General features: G+C 72.1%; 15 protein-coding genes. 5 read left to right on the top strand and 10 right to left on the bottom strand.

Going from position 1 to position 20,198, the window contains the following annotated elements; translation table 11 throughout:
• Nucleotides 1–274: 274 nt before the first annotated feature.
• On the bottom strand, nucleotides 275–1,321 hold the full coding sequence (locus ACZ7P3_RS09770; protein ID WP_472080234.1) for a LacI family DNA-binding transcriptional regulator: 1,047 nt from the start codon (nucleotides 1,319–1,321) through the stop codon (nucleotides 275–277).
• Between the two features lie 243 nt (nucleotides 1,322–1,564).
• Here ACZ7P3_RS09770 and ACZ7P3_RS09765 point away from each other — a divergent pair, with 243 nt between their 5' ends.
• The 3 genes from ACZ7P3_RS09765 to ACZ7P3_RS09755 are packed head-to-tail and all read left to right on the top strand — an operon-like array spanning nucleotide 1,565 to nucleotide 4,796.
• Nucleotides 1,565–2,716 (top strand): Gfo/Idh/MocA family protein, encoded by a 1,152-nt coding sequence (locus ACZ7P3_RS09765; protein WP_472080233.1) that lies wholly within the window; start codon nucleotides 1,565–1,567, stop codon nucleotides 2,714–2,716.
• On the top strand, nucleotides 2,713–3,963 hold the full coding sequence (locus tag ACZ7P3_RS09760) for a dihydrodipicolinate synthase family protein (protein WP_472080232.1): 1,251 nt from the start codon (nucleotides 2,713–2,715) through the stop codon (nucleotides 3,961–3,963). Before ACZ7P3_RS09765 ends, ACZ7P3_RS09760 begins: the two co-directional genes overlap by 4 nt.
• 32 nt (nucleotides 3,964–3,995) lie before the next feature.
• On the top strand, nucleotides 3,996–4,796 hold the full coding sequence (locus ACZ7P3_RS09755; RefSeq protein WP_472080344.1) for a sugar phosphate isomerase/epimerase family protein: 801 nt from the start codon (nucleotides 3,996–3,998) through the stop codon (nucleotides 4,794–4,796).
• A gap of 195 nt (nucleotides 4,797–4,991) precedes the next feature.
• On the opposite strand, the gene rbsD is transcribed toward ACZ7P3_RS09755, so the two are convergent.
• The 5 genes from rbsD to ACZ7P3_RS09730 form a co-directional block, all read right to left on the bottom strand.
• Nucleotides 4,992–5,381, bottom strand: a complete 390-nt coding sequence (gene rbsD, locus ACZ7P3_RS09750; protein ID WP_472080231.1) for a D-ribose pyranase — start codon at nucleotides 5,379–5,381, stop codon at nucleotides 4,992–4,994.
• A complete protein-coding gene (locus ACZ7P3_RS09745) occupies nucleotides 5,378–6,280 on the bottom strand; it encodes a ribokinase (protein ID WP_472080230.1) in 903 nt (300 codons plus the stop codon). Before ACZ7P3_RS09745 ends, rbsD begins: the two co-directional genes overlap by 4 nt.
• Before the next feature lie 221 nt (nucleotides 6,281–6,501).
• A complete protein-coding gene (locus ACZ7P3_RS09740) occupies nucleotides 6,502–8,451 on the bottom strand; it encodes an ABC transporter permease/substrate-binding protein (protein ID WP_472080229.1) in 1,950 nt (649 codons plus the stop codon).
• Nucleotides 8,441–9,961 carry a sugar ABC transporter ATP-binding protein gene (locus ACZ7P3_RS09735; RefSeq protein WP_472080228.1) on the bottom strand — a complete coding sequence of 507 codons (1,521 nt, stop codon included), beginning with the start codon at nucleotides 9,959–9,961 and terminating at the stop codon, nucleotides 8,441–8,443. The genes ACZ7P3_RS09740 and ACZ7P3_RS09735 overlap by 11 nt, the downstream gene beginning before the upstream one ends.
• Nucleotides 9,958–10,995, bottom strand: coding sequence for a LacI family DNA-binding transcriptional regulator (locus ACZ7P3_RS09730; protein ID WP_472080227.1), 1,038 nt, complete (start codon nucleotides 10,993–10,995; stop codon nucleotides 9,958–9,960). Before ACZ7P3_RS09730 ends, ACZ7P3_RS09735 begins: the two co-directional genes overlap by 4 nt.
• 168 nt (nucleotides 10,996–11,163) lie before the next feature.
• Here ACZ7P3_RS09730 and recD2 point away from each other — a divergent pair, with 168 nt between their 5' ends.
• Together recD2 and ACZ7P3_RS09720 are read left to right on the top strand one after the other, a co-directional pair.
• Nucleotides 11,164–13,419, top strand: coding sequence for an SF1B family DNA helicase RecD2 (gene recD2 / locus ACZ7P3_RS09725; RefSeq protein ID WP_472080226.1), 2,256 nt, complete (start codon nucleotides 11,164–11,166; stop codon nucleotides 13,417–13,419).
• A 240-nt stretch (nucleotides 13,420–13,659) separates the two neighbouring features.
• Nucleotides 13,660–14,949 carry a citrate synthase gene (locus ACZ7P3_RS09720; RefSeq protein ID WP_472080224.1) on the top strand — a complete coding sequence of 430 codons (1,290 nt, stop codon included), beginning with the start codon at nucleotides 13,660–13,662 and terminating at the stop codon, nucleotides 14,947–14,949.
• Between the two features lie 572 nt (nucleotides 14,950–15,521).
• Here ACZ7P3_RS09720 and ACZ7P3_RS09715 read toward each other — a convergent pair.
• The 4 genes from ACZ7P3_RS09715 to ACZ7P3_RS09700 all read right to left on the bottom strand — a co-directional run bounded on the left by ACZ7P3_RS09715 (nucleotide 15,522) and on the right by ACZ7P3_RS09700 (nucleotide 20,112).
• Nucleotides 15,522–17,783, bottom strand: a complete 2,262-nt coding sequence (locus tag ACZ7P3_RS09715; RefSeq protein WP_472080222.1) for a heavy metal translocating P-type ATPase — start codon at nucleotides 17,781–17,783, stop codon at nucleotides 15,522–15,524.
• A 231-nt stretch (nucleotides 17,784–18,014) separates the two neighbouring features.
• Entirely contained in the window at nucleotides 18,015–18,254 is a 240-nt protein-coding gene (locus tag ACZ7P3_RS09710) for a heavy-metal-associated domain-containing protein (RefSeq protein WP_472080220.1), read from the bottom strand.
• A 74-nt stretch (nucleotides 18,255–18,328) separates the two neighbouring features.
• On the bottom strand, nucleotides 18,329–19,279 hold the full coding sequence (locus tag ACZ7P3_RS09705) for a PrsW family glutamic-type intramembrane protease (RefSeq protein ID WP_472080219.1): 951 nt from the start codon (nucleotides 19,277–19,279) through the stop codon (nucleotides 18,329–18,331).
• 89 nt (nucleotides 19,280–19,368) lie between these two features.
• Nucleotides 19,369–20,112: a TetR/AcrR family transcriptional regulator gene (locus ACZ7P3_RS09700; protein WP_472080218.1), complete on the bottom strand. Its 744-nt coding sequence runs from the start codon at nucleotides 20,110–20,112 to the stop codon at nucleotides 19,369–19,371.
• Between the last annotated feature and the right edge of the window lie 86 nt (nucleotides 20,113–20,198).

Raw genomic sequence — 20,198 nt, 5'->3', positions numbered from 1 at the left:
CGGAGCGGCGGCGGTCGATGCCGGCGGGGCTGGAGGGCTGGCGGTGCCCCTTGGCCGCGGAACGGCGGCGGACGTGCCGGCGCGGCCGGGGGCCAGGGGCGCCACCCACGTCCACGAGGTCGTGGGGGAGTGCGTGTGCCGGAGTCGTGAGGGGGCACGCTCCGCCGGGCGGGGCCTGGGCGGGCGGACCTGGGGTCACCCTCGCGGCACTCCCGTGGGCCCGCGGCCCTGGGGTCACCCCCCGCGGCACCCCCATGGCCCCGCGGCCCCGAGGTCACCCCCGCGGCACCCCCGTGGACCCGCGGACCATCAGTTCCCCGCGCACCGAGGCGATCCTCCCGGGCGGCGGTTCCTCGCGGCCCATCGCGATGCGTCCGGCGCGGGCGCCCGCCTCCGACAGCGGCAGGCGCACCGTCGTCAGGGAGGGCACCGCGTCGACGCTGAAGGGCAGGTCGTCGAAGCCCGCCACCGAGACGTCCTCGGGGATGCGCCGGCCGGACTCGCGCAGGGCGGCGCAGGCGCCGAGGGCGACGGAGTCGTTCGCGGCCACGATCGCCGTCAGGGACGGATCCCGGCGCACCAGCTCCAGCGTCGCCTCGTAGCCGGACCGGCGGTCGTAGCGGCCGTGCACCGTCCAGCCCGGGTCCTCCTCGATGCCGGCCGCCCGGAGCGCGGCGCGGTGCCCCTCCAGGCGGTGCCGGGTCGTCGTGCGCTCCTCGGGCCCGGCGATGTAGCCGAGGCGGCGGTGGCCGAGGCCGAGGAGGTGCTCCGTCAGCGCACGGGCACCGCCGCGGTTGTCGAAGGTCAGGGCGATGGCCTCGGTGTCCGCCGCCGGCGGCCGCCCGCACAGCACCACCCGGGTCCCGGCGCCGGCCAGCCTGCGCAGCTTCGCCGCGACCGCCGCCGCGTGCGGCGCGCTCTCCACGGCCCCGCCGGTCAGCACCACGGCGGCGGCCCGCTGCCGCTGCAGGAGGGTGAGATACGTCAGCTCGCGCTCCGGCGACCCGCCCGTGTTGCACACGACCGCCAGGCGTTCGCCGCCCGCCCGGCCGCCCGGGCCCCCTATCTCGGCCTGGATCGCGCTCGCCATGATCCCGAAGAAGGGGTCGGCGATGTCGTTGACGAGGATGCCGACGAGGTCGGAGGTGGCCGCGGCGAGGGCACTGGCCGGGCCGTTGAGGACGTAGTCCAGCTCGTCCACCGCCCGCAGCACCCGTTCGCGCGTGGAGGCCGCCACCGGGTAGTTGCCGTTCAGCACGCGCGACACCGTCGCCGGGGAGACTCGTGCACGGGCCGCCACATCCGCAAGGGTCACCGTCATCTAGTCGTCCTCCGGTCGCGCTTCTGGTCGTGCATCGGTGCTCGTACGTCCTCGTAGACAGGCCGGGCAGGGTCGCGGTTCCGTCCGGCGCCGAGCAGACCATAAGGCCAACCACCCGGTTTGTTCGCCCCCTCGAACAATTCCGGGGGACCAGACCTTGTCGCACTCCTCGGTCAGACGCTAGCTTCTCAGAGGTAGAAAGCGCTTGCTGCGCGAGTTGGGCACGAGCCGAAGGGGACTGACGTGACACGCAAGACGGTGCGGATCGCCATGAACGGCGTGACCGGGCGCATGGGCTACCGCCAGCACCTCGTCCGGTCGATCCTCGCCCTGCGCGAGCAGGGCGGCCTCGACCTCGGCGACGGCACCGTGCTGTGGCCCGAGCCGATCCTGCTCGGCCGCCGGGAGCACGCCCTCAGGGAGATCGCCGGCCGGCACGGCCTGGAGCACGTCGGCACCGATGTGGACGCCGTCCTCGCCGACCCGGACGTCGACATCTACTTCGACTCCCAGGTCACCTCGGCCCGCGAGGAGTCGATCAGGAAGGCGATCGCGGCCGGCAAGCACATCTACACCGAGAAACCCACGGCCACCGGGCTGGCGGGCGCCCTCGGACTCGCCCGTCTGGCCCAGGCGAAGGGCATCAGGCACGGCGTCGTCCAGGACAAGATCTTCCTGCCCGGCCTCCGCAAGCTGAAGCGGCTGGTCGACGGCGGCTTCTTCGGCCGGGTCCTGTCCGTCCGGGGCGAGTTCGGCTACTGGGTCTTCGAGGGCGACTGGCAGCCCGCCCAGCGCCCCTCGTGGAACTACCGCGCCGAGGACGGCGGCGGCATCGTCGTCGACATGTTCCCGCACTGGGAGTACGTGCTCCACGAACTGTTCGGCCGGGTCACCTCCGTCCAGGCCCTGGCCACCACCCACGTCCCGCAGCGCTGGGACGAGCACGGCAAGCCCTACGACGCGACGGCGGACGACGCCGCCTACGGCGTCTTCGAACTCGAAGGCGGCGCCGTCGCCCAGATCAACTCCTCCTGGGCGGTGCGCGTCCACCGCGACGAACTGGTGGAGTTCCAGGTGGACGGCACCGAGGGATCCGCCGTCGCCGGCCTGCGCAACTGCCGGGTCCAGCACCGCGGCGCCACCCCCAAGCCGGTCTGGGACCCGGACGTCCCCGCCACCGAGGTCTTTCGCGACCAGTGGCAGGAGGTCCCGGACAACCAGGAGTTCGACAACGGCTTCAAGGCCCAGTGGGAGCTGTTCCTGAGGCACGTCTACGCCGATGCGCCGTACCGCTGGGACCTGCTGGCCGGCGCCCGTGGCGTCCAGCTCGCCGAGCTTGGCCTGAAGTCCTCGGCGGAGGGCCGCCGTCTCGACGTACCGGAGGTCGCGCTGTGACCGTCCGGCTTCCCGTCCCGGGCGGCGGTGTGCGGACCTACGAGCCCCGCACCGAACCGCTCGCCGCCACCCCCGCCACCCCCGCCACCCCCTTCACCTCCCGTACGGTCTTCTCGGCGGCGCACGTCGTGGCCGACCCGCTCGCCGACACCGCCCCCGACGCGCCCGCCGCCGTCGACTGGGACGCCACCCTCGCCTTCCGCCGCCATCTGTGGTCCCACGGGCTCGGCGTCGCCGAGGCGATGGACACCGCCCAGCGCGGGACGGGCCTGGACTGGGCGGGCGCGGCGGAGCTGATCCGCCGGTCTGCGGCCGAGGCCCGCAGCGTGGGCGGCCGTATCGTCTGCGGCGCCGGCACCGACCAGATCGCCACCGACGGGATCGGCACCGCCCGGACCGCTACCGACGGGATCGGCACCGCCCGGACCGCCACCGACGGGATCGGCACCGGCCGGACCGCCACCGGGATTCTCGTCGGCGTGCGGGCGGCCTACGAGGAACAGCTCGCGGTCGTCGAGGGGGCAGGGGCCCGGGCCGTCCTGATGGCCTCGCGCGCGCTCGCCCGTGCGGCGCGGGGCCCCGAGGACTACCTGGAGACCTACGGCCAACTGCTGCGCCAGACCGCCGAGCCGGTGATCCTGCACTGGCTGGGCCCGATGTTCGACCCGGCGCTGGAGGGCTACTGGGGTTCGTCGGACCCGGACGCGGCCACGGACACCTTCCTGCAGGTCATCGCCGCGCACCCGGACAAGGTCGACGGCGTCAAGGTCTCGCTCCTGGACGCGCAGCGCGAGATCGGCCTGCGCCGCCGCCTCCCGCGGGGCGTGCGCTGCTACACGGGCGACGACTTCCACTATCCCGAGCTGATCGCGGGCGACGAGAAGGGCTTCAGCCACGCCCTGCTCGGCATCTTCGACCCGCTGGGCCCCCTGGCGGCCCGGGCGCTACGGGTCCTGGACACCGGTGACACGGACGGCTTCCGCCGGCTGCTGGACCCGACGGTCGAACTGTCCCGCCATCTCTTCCGGGCCCCCACCCGCTTCTACAAGACCGGCGTGGTCTTCCTGGCCTGGCTCGCGGGCCACCAGAGCCACTTCACGATGATCGGCGGTCTCCAGTCGGCCCGCTCCCTGCCGCACTTCGTGCGCGCCTACGAGCTCGCCGACGGCCTCGGCCTGTTCCCGGACCCGAAACTGGCCGAGGAACGCATGAAGAACCTGCTGTCGCTGTACGGGGTGGACCAGTGAGCACCGGACTCGAACGCCTCTCCATCAACCAGATGACGGTCAGGCAGCTGTCACTGCCCGAACTGGTCGCCGCCTGCGTGCAGTTGGGCGTGCCCGCGGTGGGCCTGTGGCGCGGGCCGGTCCGGTCGTACGGCGTGGAGGCCACCGCCGGGCTGGTGCGCGAGGCGGGCCTGACCGTGACGACCCTGTGCCGCGGCGGCTTCTTCACGGCGGCCGGCTCCGCGGAGCGGGCGGCGGCGCTGGCCGACAACCGCCGCGCGGTCGAGGAGGCGGCCGCCCTCGGCACGGACACCCTGGTCCTGGTCGCCGGCGGCCTGCCGCCCGGCTCCAAGGACCTGGGGGCGGCCCGCGAGCGCATCGCGGACGCGCTCGCGGAACTCGCCCCGTACGCCGAGGAGCACGGTGTGCGCCTGGCCGTCGAGCCCCTGCACCCCATGTACGCGTCCGACCGCTGTGTGGTCTCCACCCTCGCCCAGGCCCTGGACCTCGCCGAGCGCTTCCCCGCGCACCAGGTGGGCGTGGCCGTGGACACGTACCACGTCTGGTGGGACGACCGGGCCCCCGCGCAGATCGCCCGCGCGGGTGCGGCGGGCCGCATCCACACCTTCCAGCTCGCCGACTGGACCACCCCGCTGCCCGAGGGCGTCCTCGACGGCCGCGGCCAGATCGGGGACGGCTCGATCGACATGCGGGAGTGGAAGGGGTACGTCGAGGCGGCCGGCTACACCGGGCCGATCGAGGTCGAGCTGTTCAACGAGGGACTGTGGGCCCGCGACGGGCGGGAGGTGCTGGCGGAGACGGCACAGCGGTTCGTGACGCACGTCGCCGGATGAGGCACGGACGGTTCGAGGGGTGCGGACCCGCGGGGTGTGGAGCACCGGGTGCGAAACACCGGGCACGGGCGGGCAAGCGCGCGGTTCGGAACACCCGGTACGGGGGGCAAGCGCGCGGCTCGGAACACCCGGTACGGGGGGCAAGCACGCGGTTCGGAACACCGGGTACGGGGGCGGCACGGCGCGCGGCGCGGGTCAGAAGAACACCCCGCACCGCAGCAGTACGTTCGCGTACGGCCGGGCCTCCCCCGTCCGCACCACCAGCCGCGCACCCGCCGACAGCTCCTTCAGCCGGTCGTGCGGGACCAGGGCCAGCTCCGGGAAGAGGGCGTCCAGGAGCCCGCTCGCCGCCGGATTCGCGCCCCGCACCTCCGCCGCCGCCGTGGCCCCCTCCACCACCAGTTCGGCCAGCAGCCCGTCCAGGACCTCCGCGAAGGACGGGACACCGGCGCGGAAGGCCAGGTCCACCACCCGCGGCCCGTCCGGTATCGGCATGCCAGCGTCGCACACCAGCACCCCGTCGCCGTGCCCCAGCTCGGCGAGCGCACCGGAGAGATGACGGTTGAGGATGCCCGCCCTCTTCACAGAGCCTCGACCTCGTGCGGCGACGGGTACGACTCCTGCGCCCCCCGCTTGGTCACCGCGGCCGCGCCGACGCGGGCCGCGTAGGCCGCCGCCTCGGCCAGGCCGGAGCCCGAACCCAGCTTCCAGGCCAGGGCGGCCGTGAACGCGTCGCCCGCGCCCGTGGTGTCCACCGCGTCCACCGTCACCGACGGGACCCGTGTCACGCCGGAGGCCTCGCACACCAGCGCCCCCTGAGAGCCCAGCGTCACCACCACCGAGCGCGGGCCCTTGGCCAGCAGCAGCCGCGCCCAGTCGTCCGGTTCCTCGCTCACGCAGGCGTCGCCGAGGATCACCCGGGCCTCGTGCTCGTTGACGATCAGCGGGTCGCAGGCCGCCAGCACCTCGGTGGGCAGCGGTCGCGGCGGGGACGGGTTCAGCACGAACCGGCTGTCCTCCGCGAGGTTGCGCACGACCTCCACGACGGTCTCCAGCGGGATCTCCAGCTGCGCCGACACCACCCGCGAGGCGAGGAAGAGGCTGACGCCGGCCCGGACGTCCGCGGGCGTCAGCCGGGCGTTGGCACCGGGGGACACCACGATGCTGTTGTCCCCGCAGGGGTCGACGGTGATGAGCGCGACGCCCGTCGGCGCCCCGCCCACCAGCACGCCCACCGTGTCCACCCCGGCCGCCCGCAACGAGTCGAGGAGCAGGCGGCCGTGCGCGTCGTCACCGACCCGGGCCAGCAGCGCCGTACCCGCCCCGAGCCGGGCGGCCGCGACCGCCTGGTTCGCGCCCTTGCCGCCCGGGTGGACGCCGAGGTCTCCGCCGAGCACGGTCTCGCCGGCGGCCGGCCGCCGCTCGACGCCGATCACCAGGTCGGCATTGGCCGAACCCACGACCAGGAGGTCGTAGTCGTACATGGAATTGACTCCCCTAAGACCCAAGAGATGACCCGATCAAGACCCGTCGGCAGCCCCGGTGCGGGACGGCCCGATGCAGGACGTCCCGGTGCGGGACGGTCCGGTGCGGGACGGCCCGAGGCGGGGACGCCCCGGTGCGGGACGGCCCGAGGCGGGCGGTCGCCACCCACTGTGCACGACCGCCCGCCCGCCTGCCCCCGAGAACGCCGAAGCCGCCACCGTCAGCCGCTGAAGCCCGCCACGTTGTCCTTCGTGACGACCTTCACCGGCACCTTCACCGTCGGCTCCACCTTCTTGCCCCGCCCCGCCTTCAGCGCGTTGTCCACGGCGATCCTCCCCAACTGGGTCGGCTGCTGTGCCACCGACGCGTACAGCGTGCCGTCCTTGACCGCCGTCAGGCCGTCCGGGGTGCCGTCGAAGCCGACGACCTGGACGGACCTGCCGGCCTTGGAACCCAGCGCCTTGACGGCACCGAGGGCCATCTCGTCATTGGCGGCGACGACGCCCTGCACGTCGGGGTGGGCCTGGAGCAGGTTCGACATCACGTCGAGCCCCTTGGTGCGGTCGAAGTCGGCGGGCTGCTGGGCCAGGACCTCGATGCCCGGGTAGGCCTTCAGACCCTTGGCGAAACCCTCCGCCCGCTCGCGGGCCGCGGAGGTGCCCGCCTGGCCCTGCAGGATCACGATCCTGCCGTGGCCGCCCAGCTTCTCGGCGATCGTCCTGGCGGCCAGCTCGCCGCCGGCGACGTTGTCGGAGGCCACCAGGGCGTCCACCGTGGCCTTGTTGACGCCCCGGTCGACCGCGACGACCGGGATCCGCGCCTTGTCGGCGGCCTTCACCGAGTTGCCGGCCGCATCGGAGTCCACGGGGTTGACGATGATCGCGCCGACGTCCGAACTGGTGAAGTTCTGCAGCTGGTTGGCCTGCTGGGAGGCGTCGTTCTGGGCGTCCGTGACGGTCAGGTGCACGCCCAGCCGCTTCGCCTCGGCCTGGGCACCGGCCCGGATCTGCACGAAGAAGGGGTTGTTGAGGGTGGACAGCGACAGGCCCATCTTCGGGGTCGTCGAGGAGGAGGAGCCGCCGTGCAGGAGGGAGGTCGCACCGACGACCGCCACGGTGACCACGGCCGCGAGCGCGTACGTCACCGCCTGCCTGCCCTTGCCGCCCCCCGGGCCGGCGGCCGGCGCGCCCGCCCCCGCCTTGCGGCGCGCGGTGTCCAGCAGCACCGCCAGCGCGATGACGACACCGATGACGACCTGCTGCCAGAAGGCCGACACGGACAGGAGGTTGAGGCCGTTGCGCAGGACCGCGAGGATCAGCGCGCCGATCAGCGTGCCGGACGCCTTGCCCGTGCCGCCGGCCAGCGAGGCGCCGCCGATGACGACCGCGGCGATCGCGTCCAGCTCGTAGCCGTCGGCGGCCTGCGGCTGTGCCGAGGACAGCCGGGCGGCCAGCACGATGCCCGCGGCGGCCGCGAACACGCCGGACAGGGCGTAGATCGCGAGCTTCTGCTTCTTCACCCGCAGACCCGACAGCCGCGCGGCCTCCTCGTTGCCGCCGATCGCGTACATGGACCGGCCGATGTAGGTCCGGCCGAGCACGAAGGCCGCGATCAGCCCCATCACGACCATGACCAGCACCGGCACCGGCAGCCAGTCGCCGAGGGTGTCCCCGAGGTGGGAGACCGAGTCCGGGAAGGGGATGGGGATGCCCCCGGAGACCACCAGGGACAGGCCGCGCGCGACCGACAGCATGGCGAGCGTCGCGATGAACGGCGGCAGTTTGCCGTAGGCGATCAGGAAGCCGTTGACCAGGCCGGCGACGACGCCGGTGGCGACCGCGAGCAGGACCGCGAGCACGACCGGCACGCCGTGCTGGGTGGCGCTCCAGGCCAGCACGGTCGCGGACAGCGCGGCCACCGAGCCGACCGACAGGTCGATGCCCGCGGAGACGATCACGAAGGTCACGCCGAAGGCCAGGATCGCCGTCACGGCCGCCTGGACGCCGACGTTGAGCAGGTTGTCCGCCGTCAGGAAGTCACCGGAGAGCGCCGACAGGGCGATGACCAGGACGATCAGCGCGGTCAGCGCGCCGTTGTCGAGCAGGAGGCGGCGCAGGCCGCCGGGGGCGCCGCTCGTGCCCGGTGTGCTCTTGAGCGTGTCAGTGGCCACGAGCGGCCTCCGTTTCGGTCGTGGGGTTGCTGACGGCGAGGGACATCACCGTGTCCTGGGTGGCCTGGCCGGCCGCGAGTTCGCCCGCGATCCGGCCCTGGGCCATCACCAGCACCCGGTCGCTCATGCCGAGCACCTCGGGCAGGTCGCTGGAGATCATCAGGACGGCGGCACCGGCGGCCGTCAGGTCGTTGACGAGCTGGTAGATCTCGACCTTGGCGCCGACGTCGATGCCGCGCGTCGGCTCGTCGAGGATCAGCACCTTGGTGTCGGCCAGCAGCCACTTGCCGATGACGACCTTCTGCTGGTTGCCGCCGGACAGGGTCCGCACGTGCTGGCCGAGCCCGGCCATCCGCACGCCCAGCCGCCCCGCGATCCGCTCGGCCGCCGCATGCTGCGCCCGGCGGTCGACCAGCCCGGCCCGGGTCGCCGACCGCAGGGTCACCAGGCCGAGGTTCTCCTCGACGGAGGCGTCCAGCACCAGCCCCTGGCCCTTGCGGTCCTCGGGCACGAGTCCGATCCCGGCGGCCATGGCCGCGCTCACGTCGTGCCGCTTCAGCCCGGTGCCGGAGACCTTGACGGCTCCGCTGTCGTACGGGTCCGCGCCGAAGACGGCCCGGACCACCTCGGTACGGCCCGCCCCGACGAGCCCGGCGATGCCGACGACCTCACCGGCCCGCACCTCGAAGCTCACGTCGTGGAAGACGCCGTCCCGGGTGAGCCCCTCGACGGAGAGCACCGCGGCACCCGTCCCGGCCCGTTCGCGCGGGTACTGCTGCTCGATGGAGCGGCCGACCATGAGCCGTACCAGTTCGTCCTCGGGGGTGGCGGCGGGGACCTGCCCGACGCTCCTGCCGTCCCGGATGACGGTGACCCGGTCGCCGAGGGCGGCGATCTCCTCCAGATGGTGCGTGATGAACACGATCCCGACGCCGTCCGCGCGCAGCGAGCGCACGATCGCGAAGAGCTTGTCGACCTCCTCCGTGGTGAGCACGGCGGTCGGCTCGTCCATGATGAGCACGCGCGCGTCCAGGCTGAGCGCCTTGGCGATCTCGACCATCTGCAGCCGTGCGATGCCGAGTTCGCGCACCCGCGCGCGCGGCGACACGTTCACGCCCACGCGTGCGAGGAGGACCTCGGCGTCGGCCTCCATCCGTCTGCGGTCGATCATCCCGAAGCGGCGCGGCTGGCGGCCCAGGAAGATGTTCTCGGCCACCGTCAGATCGGGTACGAGGTTGAACTCCTGGTAGATGGTGGCGATCCCGAGGCGCTCGGAGTCCTGCGCCCCGTGGATGCGCACCTCCTCGCCGCCGGCCAGGATCCGCCCCGCGTCGGGCGTGTAGGCACCGGAGAGCATCTTGATGAGGGTGCTCTTGCCGGCGCCGTTCTCACCGAGCAGCACATGCACCTCGCCCCGGCGCAGGTCGAAGTCGACGCCGTCCAGCGCCACCACGCCCGGGAAGGTCTTGCGGATGCCCTCGATGCGCAGCAACTCGTCCGGGTCGCTCACGACGTGCTCCTTTGCACTGGGGAGGGGGACTGCGAGGGGATGGGGGACTCGCCGCACGAGCGGCGTACGACGAGCCGGGCGGCGAAGGTGACGGACGCCGGGGGCCGCCCCTCGATGCGGTCCACCAGGGCCCGTACGGCGGCCCGGCCCAGCTCGCCCGTGGGCTGGGCGATCGCGGTGATCGGCGGATCGGTGTGCACGAACCACGGGATGTCGTCGAACGCGGCCAGCGCGATGTCGTCCGGGACGCGCAGCCCGCGCGCGCGGATCGCGTCCAGGGCACCGAGTGCCATCAGGTTGTCCGCGGCGAAGACGACCTCGGGCGGCTCGGGCAGGTCGAGGAAGCCCTCGGTGACCCGCCGGCCGCTCTCGGCCTGGAAGTCGCCCTGTCCCGTGTAGGCGTCCGGCAGGGGCAGACCGTACTCCGCCAGGGCCTGCCGGAAGGCCTCGACGCGTTCGCTGCCGGTCGTGGTGGCCGCCGGTCCCGCGATGATCGCGAGCCGGCGGTGCCCGAGCCCGTGCAGATGCGCGACGAGATCCCGCACGGCCTCGGCCCCGTCGGCCCGTACGACGGGCACGTCGACCCCGGGGATCCACCGGTCCACGAAGACCATCGGAGTGCCCGCGCGCGCGGCGTCCAGCATCAGCGGGGAACCGCCGTCGGTCGGGGACACGAGCAGCCCGTCGATGCGGCGGTCCAGCAGCGTCCGCACATGGTGGTCCTGCAGATCCGGGCGTTCGTCGGCGTTGCCGATGATGACGCTGTAGCCGAGCGCGCGGGCCTCCTCCTCGACGGAGCGGGCCAGCTCGGTGAAGTACGGGTTGAGCACGTCGCTGATGACCAGGCCGAGGGTGCGGGTCTGGTCGGTGCGCAGGGAACGGGCGACGGCGTTGGGGCGGTAGCCCAGTGCCTCGACGGCGGCCAGGACGCGCGTGCGTGCGTCCGCGCTGACCGACGGATGCCCGTTCAGGACGCGTGAGACCGTGGCGACGGAGACGCCCGCCGCCGCGGCGACGTCCTTGATGCTCGCCATGCGCCGCTCCACCTCCTCGTGGATGGCCCGGAGCCTCGTGGAAGCTCCTGGAATCGATTACATCGCTGTGTACGGAGGATTGGAATCGATTACACGGGTGTGGGGCAACCCCCCGGCGGGGTCCTGAGACCGGATCGTGATGTCGGACCCCACCGGTACCGTCGGGTCATGGCTCAACAGGCGGGGAACTCCACGGGCGAACGGCGGCCGGCCGTCCTCGAAGGCGTACTGGAGAGAATCACCTACGCGAACGAGGAGAACGGCTACACGGTCGCCCGCGTCGACACCGGAAGAGGGGCGGGCGATCTCCTCACGGTGGTCGGAGCGCTGCTCGGCGCCCAGGTGGGGGAGTCCCTGCGGATGGAGGGGCGCTGGGGGTCCCATCCCCAGTACGGCAAGCAGTTCCTGGTCGAGAACTACACGACCGTCCTGCCCGCCACCGTCCAGGGCATCCGCCGCTACCTCGGCTCCGGGCTGGTCAAGGGCATCGGCCCGGTCTTCGCCGACCGCATCACCCAGCACTTCGGCCTGGACACGCTGACGATCATCGAGGACGAGCCCAAGCGGCTGATCGAGGTGCCCGGCCTCGGCCCCAAGCGCACCAAGAAGATCGCCGACGCCTGGGAGGAGCAGAAGGCGATCAAGGAGGTCATGCTCTTCCTCCAGACCGTCGAGGTGTCGACGTCCATTGCGGTGCGGATCTACAAGAAGTACGGCGACGAGTCCATCTCCGTCGTGAAGGAGCAGCCGTACCGGCTGGCCGCCGACGTCTGGGGCATCGGCTTCCTGACCGCCGACCGGATCGCCCGGTCCGTCGGCATCCCGCACGACAGCCCCGAGCGCGTGAAGGCCGGCCTGCAGTACGCGCTGTCCCAGTCCGCCGACCAGGGGCACTGCTTCCTGCCGGAGGAGCGGCTGATCGCCGACGCCGTCAAGCTGCTCCAGGTCGACACCGGCCTCGTCATCGAGTGCCTCGCGGAGCTGGCCGAGCCTGCCGAGGACGGCACCGACCCGGGGGTCGTACGGGAGAAGGTGCCCGGACCCGACGGCGCCGCGGAGCCCGTGACCGCCGTCTATCTGGTCCCCTTCCACCGGGCCGAGCTGTCCCTGTCCGCCCAGCTGCTGCGCCTGCTGCGCACGCCCGAGGACCGGATGCCAGCCTTCCGGGACGTGCAGTGGGACAAGGCGCTCGGCTGGCTGAAGTCCCGTACCGGCGCCGACCTCGCCCCCGAGCAGGAGGCCGCCGTGAAGCTCGCGCTGACCGAGAAGGTCGCGGTGCTCACCGGCGGCCCCGGCTGCGGCAAGTCCTTCACGGTCCGCTCGATCGTGGAGCTGGCCCGCGCCAGACGCGCCAAGGTGCTGCTCGCCGCCCCCACCGGCCGCGCGGCCAAGCGGCTCGCCGAGCTGACCGGCGCCGAGGCCTCCACCGTCCACCGGCTGCTGGAGCTCAGGCCCGGCGGCGACGCTGCCTACGACCGGGACCGCCCGCTCGATGCCGACCTGGTGGTCGTGGACGAGGCCTCCATGCTGGACCTGCTGCTCGCCAACAAGCTGGTCAAGGCGGTGCCGCCGGGGGCCCACCTGCTCTTCGTGGGCGACGTGGACCAGCTGCCCAGCGTCGGCGCGGGGGAGGTGCTGCGCGACCTGCTGGCCGACGGCAGCCCGGTCCCGGCCGTGCGGCTCACCCAGGTCTTCCGGCAGGCCCAGCAGTCGGGCGTGGTGACCAACGCGCACCGGATCAACGCCGGGCAGCACCCGATCACGGACGGCATGAAGGACTTCTTCCTCTTCGTCGAGGACGACACCGAGGAGGCGGGCCGGCTCACGGTGGACGTGGCCGCCCGGCGCATCCCGGCGAAGTTCGGCCTCGACCCGCGCCGGGACGTGCAGGTGCTCGCCCCCATGCACCGCGGCCCGGCCGGCGCCGGCGCGCTCAACGGCCTGCTCCAGCAGGCCATCACGCCCGGCCGGCCCGACCTGGCGGAGAAGCGGTTCGGCGGCCGGGTCTTCCGGGTCGGCGACAAGGTCACCCAGATCCGCAACAATTACGAGAAGGGGGAGAACGGCGTCTTCAACGGCACCGTGGGCGTGGTCACCTCGCTCGATCCGGTCGACCAGCGCCTGACGGTGCTGACGGACGAGGACGAGGAGGTTCCGTACGACTTCGACGAACTGGACGAGCTGGCGCACGCGTACGCGGTCACCATCCACCGTTCGCAGGGAAGTGAATATCCCGCCGTGGTGATCCCCGTCACCACCGGAGCCTGGATGATGCTGCAGCGGAATCTGCTGTACACGGCGGTGACACGCGCGAAGCGGCTGGTCGTCCTCGTCGGTTCACGCAAGGCGATCGGGCAGGCGGTGCGCACGGTGTCCGCGGGACGGCGTTGCACGGCACTGGACTTCCGGCTGCACGGCTCCTGACCGGCCCATGGGCAGGCGCGGCGACCTGCATCACAAAAAATGATCGATCAAATGAGTCGTGAAGGTCACAGAGCACTTCCAGATGATGGTCAAAGGGGGCAGGATGAGCAGGTTGGCGGCACTGAGTGCCGCCAATAGGCCCAATGGTCGACCCCGAGTGCACTCTCCTGAGCCAAATGGGGGATGGTAGAGACAGTCAGGGCACCTCGAAGATGAGGCACTACGTCGGTGAGGGAAGACGTGAGCGACAACTCTGTAGTACTGCGGTTCGGCGACGGCGAGTACACCTACCCGGTGGTCGACAGCACCGTCGGCGACAAGGGCTTCGACATCGGGAAGCTCCGCGCCCAGACCGGTCTGGTGACTCTGGACAGCGGTTACGGCAACACGGCCGCCTATAAATCCGCTGTCACCTACCTCGACGGCGAGGCGGGCATCCTCCGCTACCGCGGCTACCCCATCGAGCAGCTGGCCGAGCGCTCCTCCTTCGTCGAGGTGGCCTACCTGCTGATCAACGGCGAGCTGCCGACGGTCGATGAGCTGACGACGTTCAAGAACGACATCACGCGGCACACCCTGCTGCACGAGGACGTCAAGAACTTCTACAAGGGCTTCCCGCGCGACGCCCACCCGATGGCCATGCTGTCCTCGGTCGTCTCGGCGCTGTCCACCTTCTACCAGGACAGCCACAACCCGTTCGACGAGAAGCAGCGCAACCTCTCCACCATCCGCCTGCTCGCCAAGCTCCCGACGATCGCGGCGTACGCGTACAAGAAGTCGATCGGCCACCCGTTCGTCTACCCGCGCAACGACCTCGGCTACGTCGAGAACTTCCTGCGCATGACCTTCTCGGTCCCGGCCGACGAGTACGAGCTGGACCCGGTCGTGGTGGCCGCGCTCGACAAGCTGCTGATCCTGCACGCCGACCACGAGCAGAACTGTTCGACCTCCACGGTCCGACTGGTCGGCTCCTCGCAGGCCAACATGTTCGCGTCGATCTCGGCCGGCATCTCCGCCCTCTGGGGCCCGCTGCACGGCGGCGCCAACCAGTCCGTCCTGGAGATGCTGGAGGACATCCAGGCCTCCGGCGGTGACGTCGACTCCTTCATCCGCAAGGTGAAGAACAAGGAGGACGGCGTCCGCCTGATGGGCTTCGGCCACCGGGTCTACAAGAACTTCGACCCGCGCGCCAAGATCATCAAGGCCGCCGCGCACGACGTCCTCTCCGCCCTCGGCAAGTCCGACGAGCTGCTGGACATCGCGCTCAAGCTGGAGGAGCACGCGCTCTCCGACGACTACTTCGTCTCGCGCAGCCTCTACCCGAACGTCGACTTCTACACCGGCCTGATCTACCGCGCCATGGGCTTCCCGACCGAGATGTTCACGGTCCTGTTCGCCCTCGGCCGGCTGCCGGGCTGGATCGCCCAGTGGACCGAGATGATCAAGGAGCCGGGTTCCCGCATCGGTCGCCCGCGCCAGATCTACACCGGTGTGGTGGAGCGCGACTTCGTGCCGGTCGAGGAGCGCTGAGCCCGGTCGGCACAGCCTGAAGAGGCGATAGGGCCGAAGAAGAAGGCGCCCTGGAGCGCCGGTCCCCCCACGGGCCGACGACCAGGGCGCCTTCCCATGTCCCGGTACGGATTCCCCCCACGGGATCCGGCCGGGCGCTTGGAGAGGACAGCGCCTGAATTCGCTGTCTGAGCACGACGAACACAACCCGTCGTACTCCAGTGATGCGGTGCGATCTGCCGGGACAAGCACGCTGGGAGGGCCGCTCAAAGCTTCCCTGTGTACGTGTCCCGGCAACGCATCTCTGAGGAAGTCCCCCAAGACATCCCCAGATGCCGGTCAGCGCCCCCCAAGACGCTGGTCCGACATCGTCAACTTAGACCTTCGAACCCCTTCGATGGTTACGTTCGCATCACTGTGATCTGCGTCTCTTGCATATGTCCTTTAGGTGCGCAAGAGCCCCGATACTGCGATCGGTGCCCAAGCGTAAGGATGATGCGCGAGCCTTGTGAAGAGCTTATGTGAGGCTCGCGTCCGACTCTAGAGGGACTCTTACTTCGGTTCCGGCTAACCCCCGGTAACCCCTGGGGACTTCAGCGGAAGCTGCGCAGCCGCAAGCTGTTGGTCACCACGAACACCGAGGAGAAGGCCATCGCGGCGCCCGCGATCATCGGGTTCAGCAGACCCGCGGCGGCCAGCGGCAGCGCGGCCACGTTGTAGCCGAAGGCCCACACCAGGTTGCCCTTGATGGTGGCGAGGGTGCGCCGGGAGAGCCGGATGGCGTCCGCGGCCACCCGCAGGTCGCCGCGCACCAGGGTCAGATCGCCCGCCTCGATCGCGGCGTCCGTGCCGGTCCCCATCGCGAGCCCCAGATCGGCGGTGGCCAGCGCGGCCGCGTCGTTGACGCCGTCGCCGACCATGGCCACGGTCCGTCCCTCGCCCTGCAGCCGCCGTACGACGTCCACCTTGTCCTCGGGCAGCACCTCGGCGATCACCTCGTCGATGCCGACGGTCCGAGCGACCGCCTCGGCGACCGTCCGGTTGTCCCCGGTGAGCAGCACCGGTGTGAGCCCGAGGGCACGCAGCTCGCGCACCGCCTCGGCGCTGGTCTCCTTGACCGCGTCGGCGACGGCGAGGACCCCGCGGGCCCGCCCGTCCCAGCCGACCGTCACGGCCGTACGGCCCGCCTGCTCGGCCCGGCGCCGGGCGTCGGCCAGCTCCTCCGGGACCGCGTCGAACAGCCGCCCCACCGCCACCTGGCGGCCCTCCACGCGCCCGCGCACGCCCCGCCCGGGGACGTTCTCGAAGTGCTCGGCCCCCGGCAGGGCGCCGGTGCGCTTCTCGGCGCCCGCGGCGATCGCCCGGGCGACGGGGTGCTCGGAGGCGTGCTCCAGGGCGCCCGCGAGCCGCAGCACCTCCTGCTCGTCCTCGCCGTCGGCCGCGTACACCTCCTGGAGGGTCATCCGGCCGCTGGTGACCGTGCCGGTCTTGTCCAGGACGACGGTGTCGACCCGCCGCGTGGACTCCAGCACCTCGGGGCCCTTGATGAGGATGCCGAGCTGGGCGCCCCGGCCGGTGCCGACCATCAGCGCGGTCGGTGTGGCCAGGCCCAGGGCGCAGGGGCAGGCGATGATCAGGACGGCGACGGCGGCCGTGAACGCGGCGGCGGTGTCCCCGGTGATCCCCAGCCAGGCGCCGAAGGTGGCGAGGGCGACGAGGATGACCACGGGGACGAAGACGGCGGAGATCCGGTCCGCCAGACGCTGCACCTCGGCCTTGCCGTTCTGCGCGTCCTCCACCAGCCTCGCCATCCGGGCGAGCTGGGTGTCGGCGCCGACCCGGCCCGCCTCCACCACCAGCCGCCCGCCCGCGTTGACGGTGGCGCCGGCGACCCGGTCGCCGGGGCCGACGTCCACCGGCACCGACTCGCCGGTCAGCATGGACGCGTCCACCGCGGAGACGCCCTCGACGACCGTGCCGTCCGTGGCGATCTTCTCGCCGGGCCGTACGACGAACCGGTCGCCCACGGCCAGGGCGCTCACCGGCACCCGCTCCTCGCGCCCGTGCCGCAGCACGGTCGCGTCCTTGGCGCCCAGCTCCATCAGTGCCCTCAGGGCCGCGCCCGCGCGGCGCTTGGAGCGGGCCTCCAGGTAGCGCCCCAGCAGGATCAGGGCGACGACCCCGGCGGCCACTTCGAGGTAGATGACCGAGGCGCCGTCCATGCGCGAGACGGTGAACCGGAACGCGTCGTGCATGCCCGGCATGCCCGCGTCGCCGAAGAACAGCGCCCACAGCGACCAGCCGAACGCGGCCAGCGTGCCGACCGAGACCAGGGTGTCCATGGTGGCCGCGCCGTGCCGGGCGTTGGTCCAGGCGGCCCGGTGGAACGGCCATCCGCCCCAGACGACGACCGGCGCGGCCAGGGTGAGCGAGAGCCACTGCCAGTTGTCGAACTGCAGTGAGGGCACCATGGCGAGCAGGACGACGGGGGCGGCGAGCAGTGCGGAGACCAGCAGACGGTGCCGGAGTGCGGTGAGTTCGGGGTCCTGTCCGGTGGCCGCCCCGGACTCCGGTCCGGGCTTCGGCTCGGGCTCCGGCGGCTCGGGCTCCTCGGCGGTGTACCCGGTCTTCACCACGGTCGCGATCAGGTCGGCGACCCGGACGCCCTCGGCGTAGCTGACCTTCGCCTTCTGGGTCGCGAAGTTCACGGTGGCGCTCACGCCGTCCATGCGGTTGAGCTTCTTCTCCACGCGGGCGGCGCAGGAGGCGCACGTCATCCCGCCGATGAGCAGCTCGACCCCGGACGCGCCGGCTATCGCGCTCGCTGTCCCGGTCTCTGCGATGGTGCTGGTCATGTCCGGACTCCAGACATCGGACCGGGCCGCACGGATCCAGTATCAGCTGGTCGGCCCGGCCCGGCCCGGTCGGGGAAAGGTTTCGGGGCCCACGCACGGGGGCGGGCCCGGACGTTCGGGTCCTGCTCAGGGCCCGGTGTCCCGGGCTCTGCTCCAGGGCCGGTTTCCCGGGCCCTGCTCCGAGCCCGGTTCGCCGGGGCTGGTTTCCCGGGGTTTCTCGGGATTCTGCGCTCAGGCCCTGCCGGCGAGCTCGAAACCGGCCTCGTCCACGGCGGCGCGCACGGCCTCCTCGTCGAGCGGCGCCCCGGAGACGACGGTCACCTCGCCGGTCGACGCGACGGCCTTGACCGAGCTGACGCCGGGGATCTGGGAGATCTCGCCGGAGACGGAGCCCTCGCAGTGGCCACAGCTCATGCCGGTCACCTTGTAGACGGTGGTGACGGAGTCCGAAGTGTCGATCTGGACGGTCATGTCGTTGCTCCTCGTCGTGGCGTACGGGGCCGATGGGGCCCACGTGGGTCCCACACCTTTCTCAGGTTATACCCCTAGGGGGTATTTCTCCAAGAGGTGCCCCGGTGTGCCAGCGAGCGCATCCAGGCGAAACCGAGCAGGGTGACGAGTGCCGGGCCGCCCACCGAGAACAGCGTGAACAGGTGCTCCTGCACGGCGCTGGGCCGCGGGAGGTATCCCTGCGCGAACGGCTCCGTGCCCACGCCGGCGCCGGAGAGGCGGGCCGCCAGCCAGATCGCGATGCCGTGCGTGGCGTCCCACAGAGCGTGCAGCAGGCAGACGCCGAGGCAGGCGGCGGCGACCGGCGTGGCGAGGCGGAAGTGCCCGTTCGGACGGCGGTGGGCGAGCAGCACGCCGCCCGCGATCGCCGTCCACAGGCCGTGTCCGAAGGGGGCGAACAGTCCGCGCAGCAGCTCCGTCTCCAGCAGCGTCCGCAGGTCGGTGCCGTCGGCAAGGACGACCGCGCCGAAGGCGCAGCCGCAGCTCTCCAGGGCCGCGAAGCCGAAGCCGACGGCCGCACCGAGCACCAGCCCGGCCCGCGTCCCGCGGATGCCCGGCTGCCGTCGCAGCGCGAACATCAGCCCGCCCAGTTTGGCCGCCTCCTCGATCAGTCCGACGCCGGTGGACATCCCGGGGGAGGGGCGGAGCACGGAGGGCTCCGCCAGCGCGGTGCCCAGCACGCCGAGCGCGCCGCCGGTCAGGAAGCAGCCGAGGACCGCGCTGACGCCCAGGTCGCGGCCGTGCCGCTCGTACGCCCACAGGACGAAGACGACGGGGACCAGGAAACCGCCGAGCAGGATGAGCGTGGGCAGCAGCGCGGTGTTCCGCGTCGCGTACGTCACCAGTGCGGCCAGTACCCACAGGGCGAGCCCGGCGGCCAGGCAGCGCTTCCACAGGCCGGCGCCGATGCGCGGATACGGCGGGGGAGGCTGCTGCGGGCCGGGAATACGGGCCCGGGGCATGCCGGGCGGCGGAGAGTGGGTCACGGCGGGGGTCCCCTCGGGCTCCTGCTGGGCGATCTATCCGCACTTTAGGCAGATGCGCCCTGTGTCGCAGTCCGGAGGACTCCGCGGCGTCACATACGGCCCGGCCGGTCGCCCGCCACGGGTGCGCGGTCCGGCCGGTCGCCCGCCACGGGTGCGCGGCCCGGCCGGTCGCCCACCATGGGGGCGAGATAGCGGATCAGTACGTCCTTGACCTCCTGGACGTATGCGGCGCGCTCGGCGCCCTCGTGGGCGAGGACCAGCTCCAGGCCGGCCTTGTAGATGCCGAAGCTGACATGGGCCGTGCGCGTGACGTCGGCCGGGGAGGTGCCGGGCATCAGGGAGGCGAGCAGGCCCTCGATGCGGACGATCAGGGTGGCGTGCAGCTGGTCGTGCGCCTCGGTGATGCCGCCCGGCATGTCGGGGCCGTGCATCAGCGCGAAGAACACCGGGTGCTCGGTGTTGAAGGCCATGAACCGGTCGACCGCCGAGCCGACGGCCTCCTCCAGCGGGGTGTCCGGAGCGACGGGGGCGAGCGCCTCGCCGTAGGTCTCGCGCATCTCGTGCACGAGCCGTTCGCCCAGCTCGATCGCGATCGCTTCCTTGTTCGGGAAGAACTGGTAGAGCGTGCCCGGCGAGACGCCGGCCTCGCGGGCGATGGCGTTGGTGCTCGCGGCGGTGTAGCCGGTGGTGCAGAAGACCTGGGCCGCGGCCTCGAGGAGCTGTGCGATGCGGCGTTCGCCCCGTGCCTGACGGCGGCGCGGCTGTTCCTTCCCGGTCCGCTCCGTCGTGGTCGGCTCCTTCTCCGGCCGCCCCTTCTCCGAGGTCTCGGACACGCGTTATCCCCAGCTCTCCGAAGGCGATTGACAAATGCGAGTGGTCGCTCGCATTCTTGAGAAACGCGAGCGATCTCTCGTGTTTG

The organism is Streptomyces sp. NPDC107581, assembly GCF_055657175.1.
This window is presented reverse-complemented; position numbering and strand designations above follow the sequence as displayed.

Coding starts and splice junctions, on each gene's coding strand:
- ACZ7P3_RS09770 (WP_472080234.1), bottom strand. CDS start 1,321: ATGACGGTGACCCTTGCGGATGTGGCGGCCCGTGCACGAGTCTCCCCG.
- ACZ7P3_RS09755 (WP_472080344.1), top strand. CDS start 3,996: ATGACGGTCAGGCAGCTGTCACTGCCCGAACTGGTCGCCGCCTGCGTG.
- ACZ7P3_RS09745 (WP_472080230.1), bottom strand. CDS start 6,280: ATGTACGACTACGACCTCCTGGTCGTGGGTTCGGCCAATGCCGACCTG.
- ACZ7P3_RS09730 (WP_472080227.1), bottom strand. CDS start 10,995: ATGGCGAGCATCAAGGACGTCGCCGCGGCGGCGGGCGTCTCCGTCGCC.
- recD2 (WP_472080226.1), top strand. CDS start 11,164: ATGGCTCAACAGGCGGGGAACTCCACGGGCGAACGGCGGCCGGCCGTC.
- ACZ7P3_RS09715 (WP_472080222.1), bottom strand. CDS start 17,783: ATGACCAGCACCATCGCAGAGACCGGGACAGCGAGCGCGATAGCCGGC.
- ACZ7P3_RS09710 (WP_472080220.1), bottom strand. CDS start 18,254: ATGACCGTCCAGATCGACACTTCGGACTCCGTCACCACCGTCTACAAG.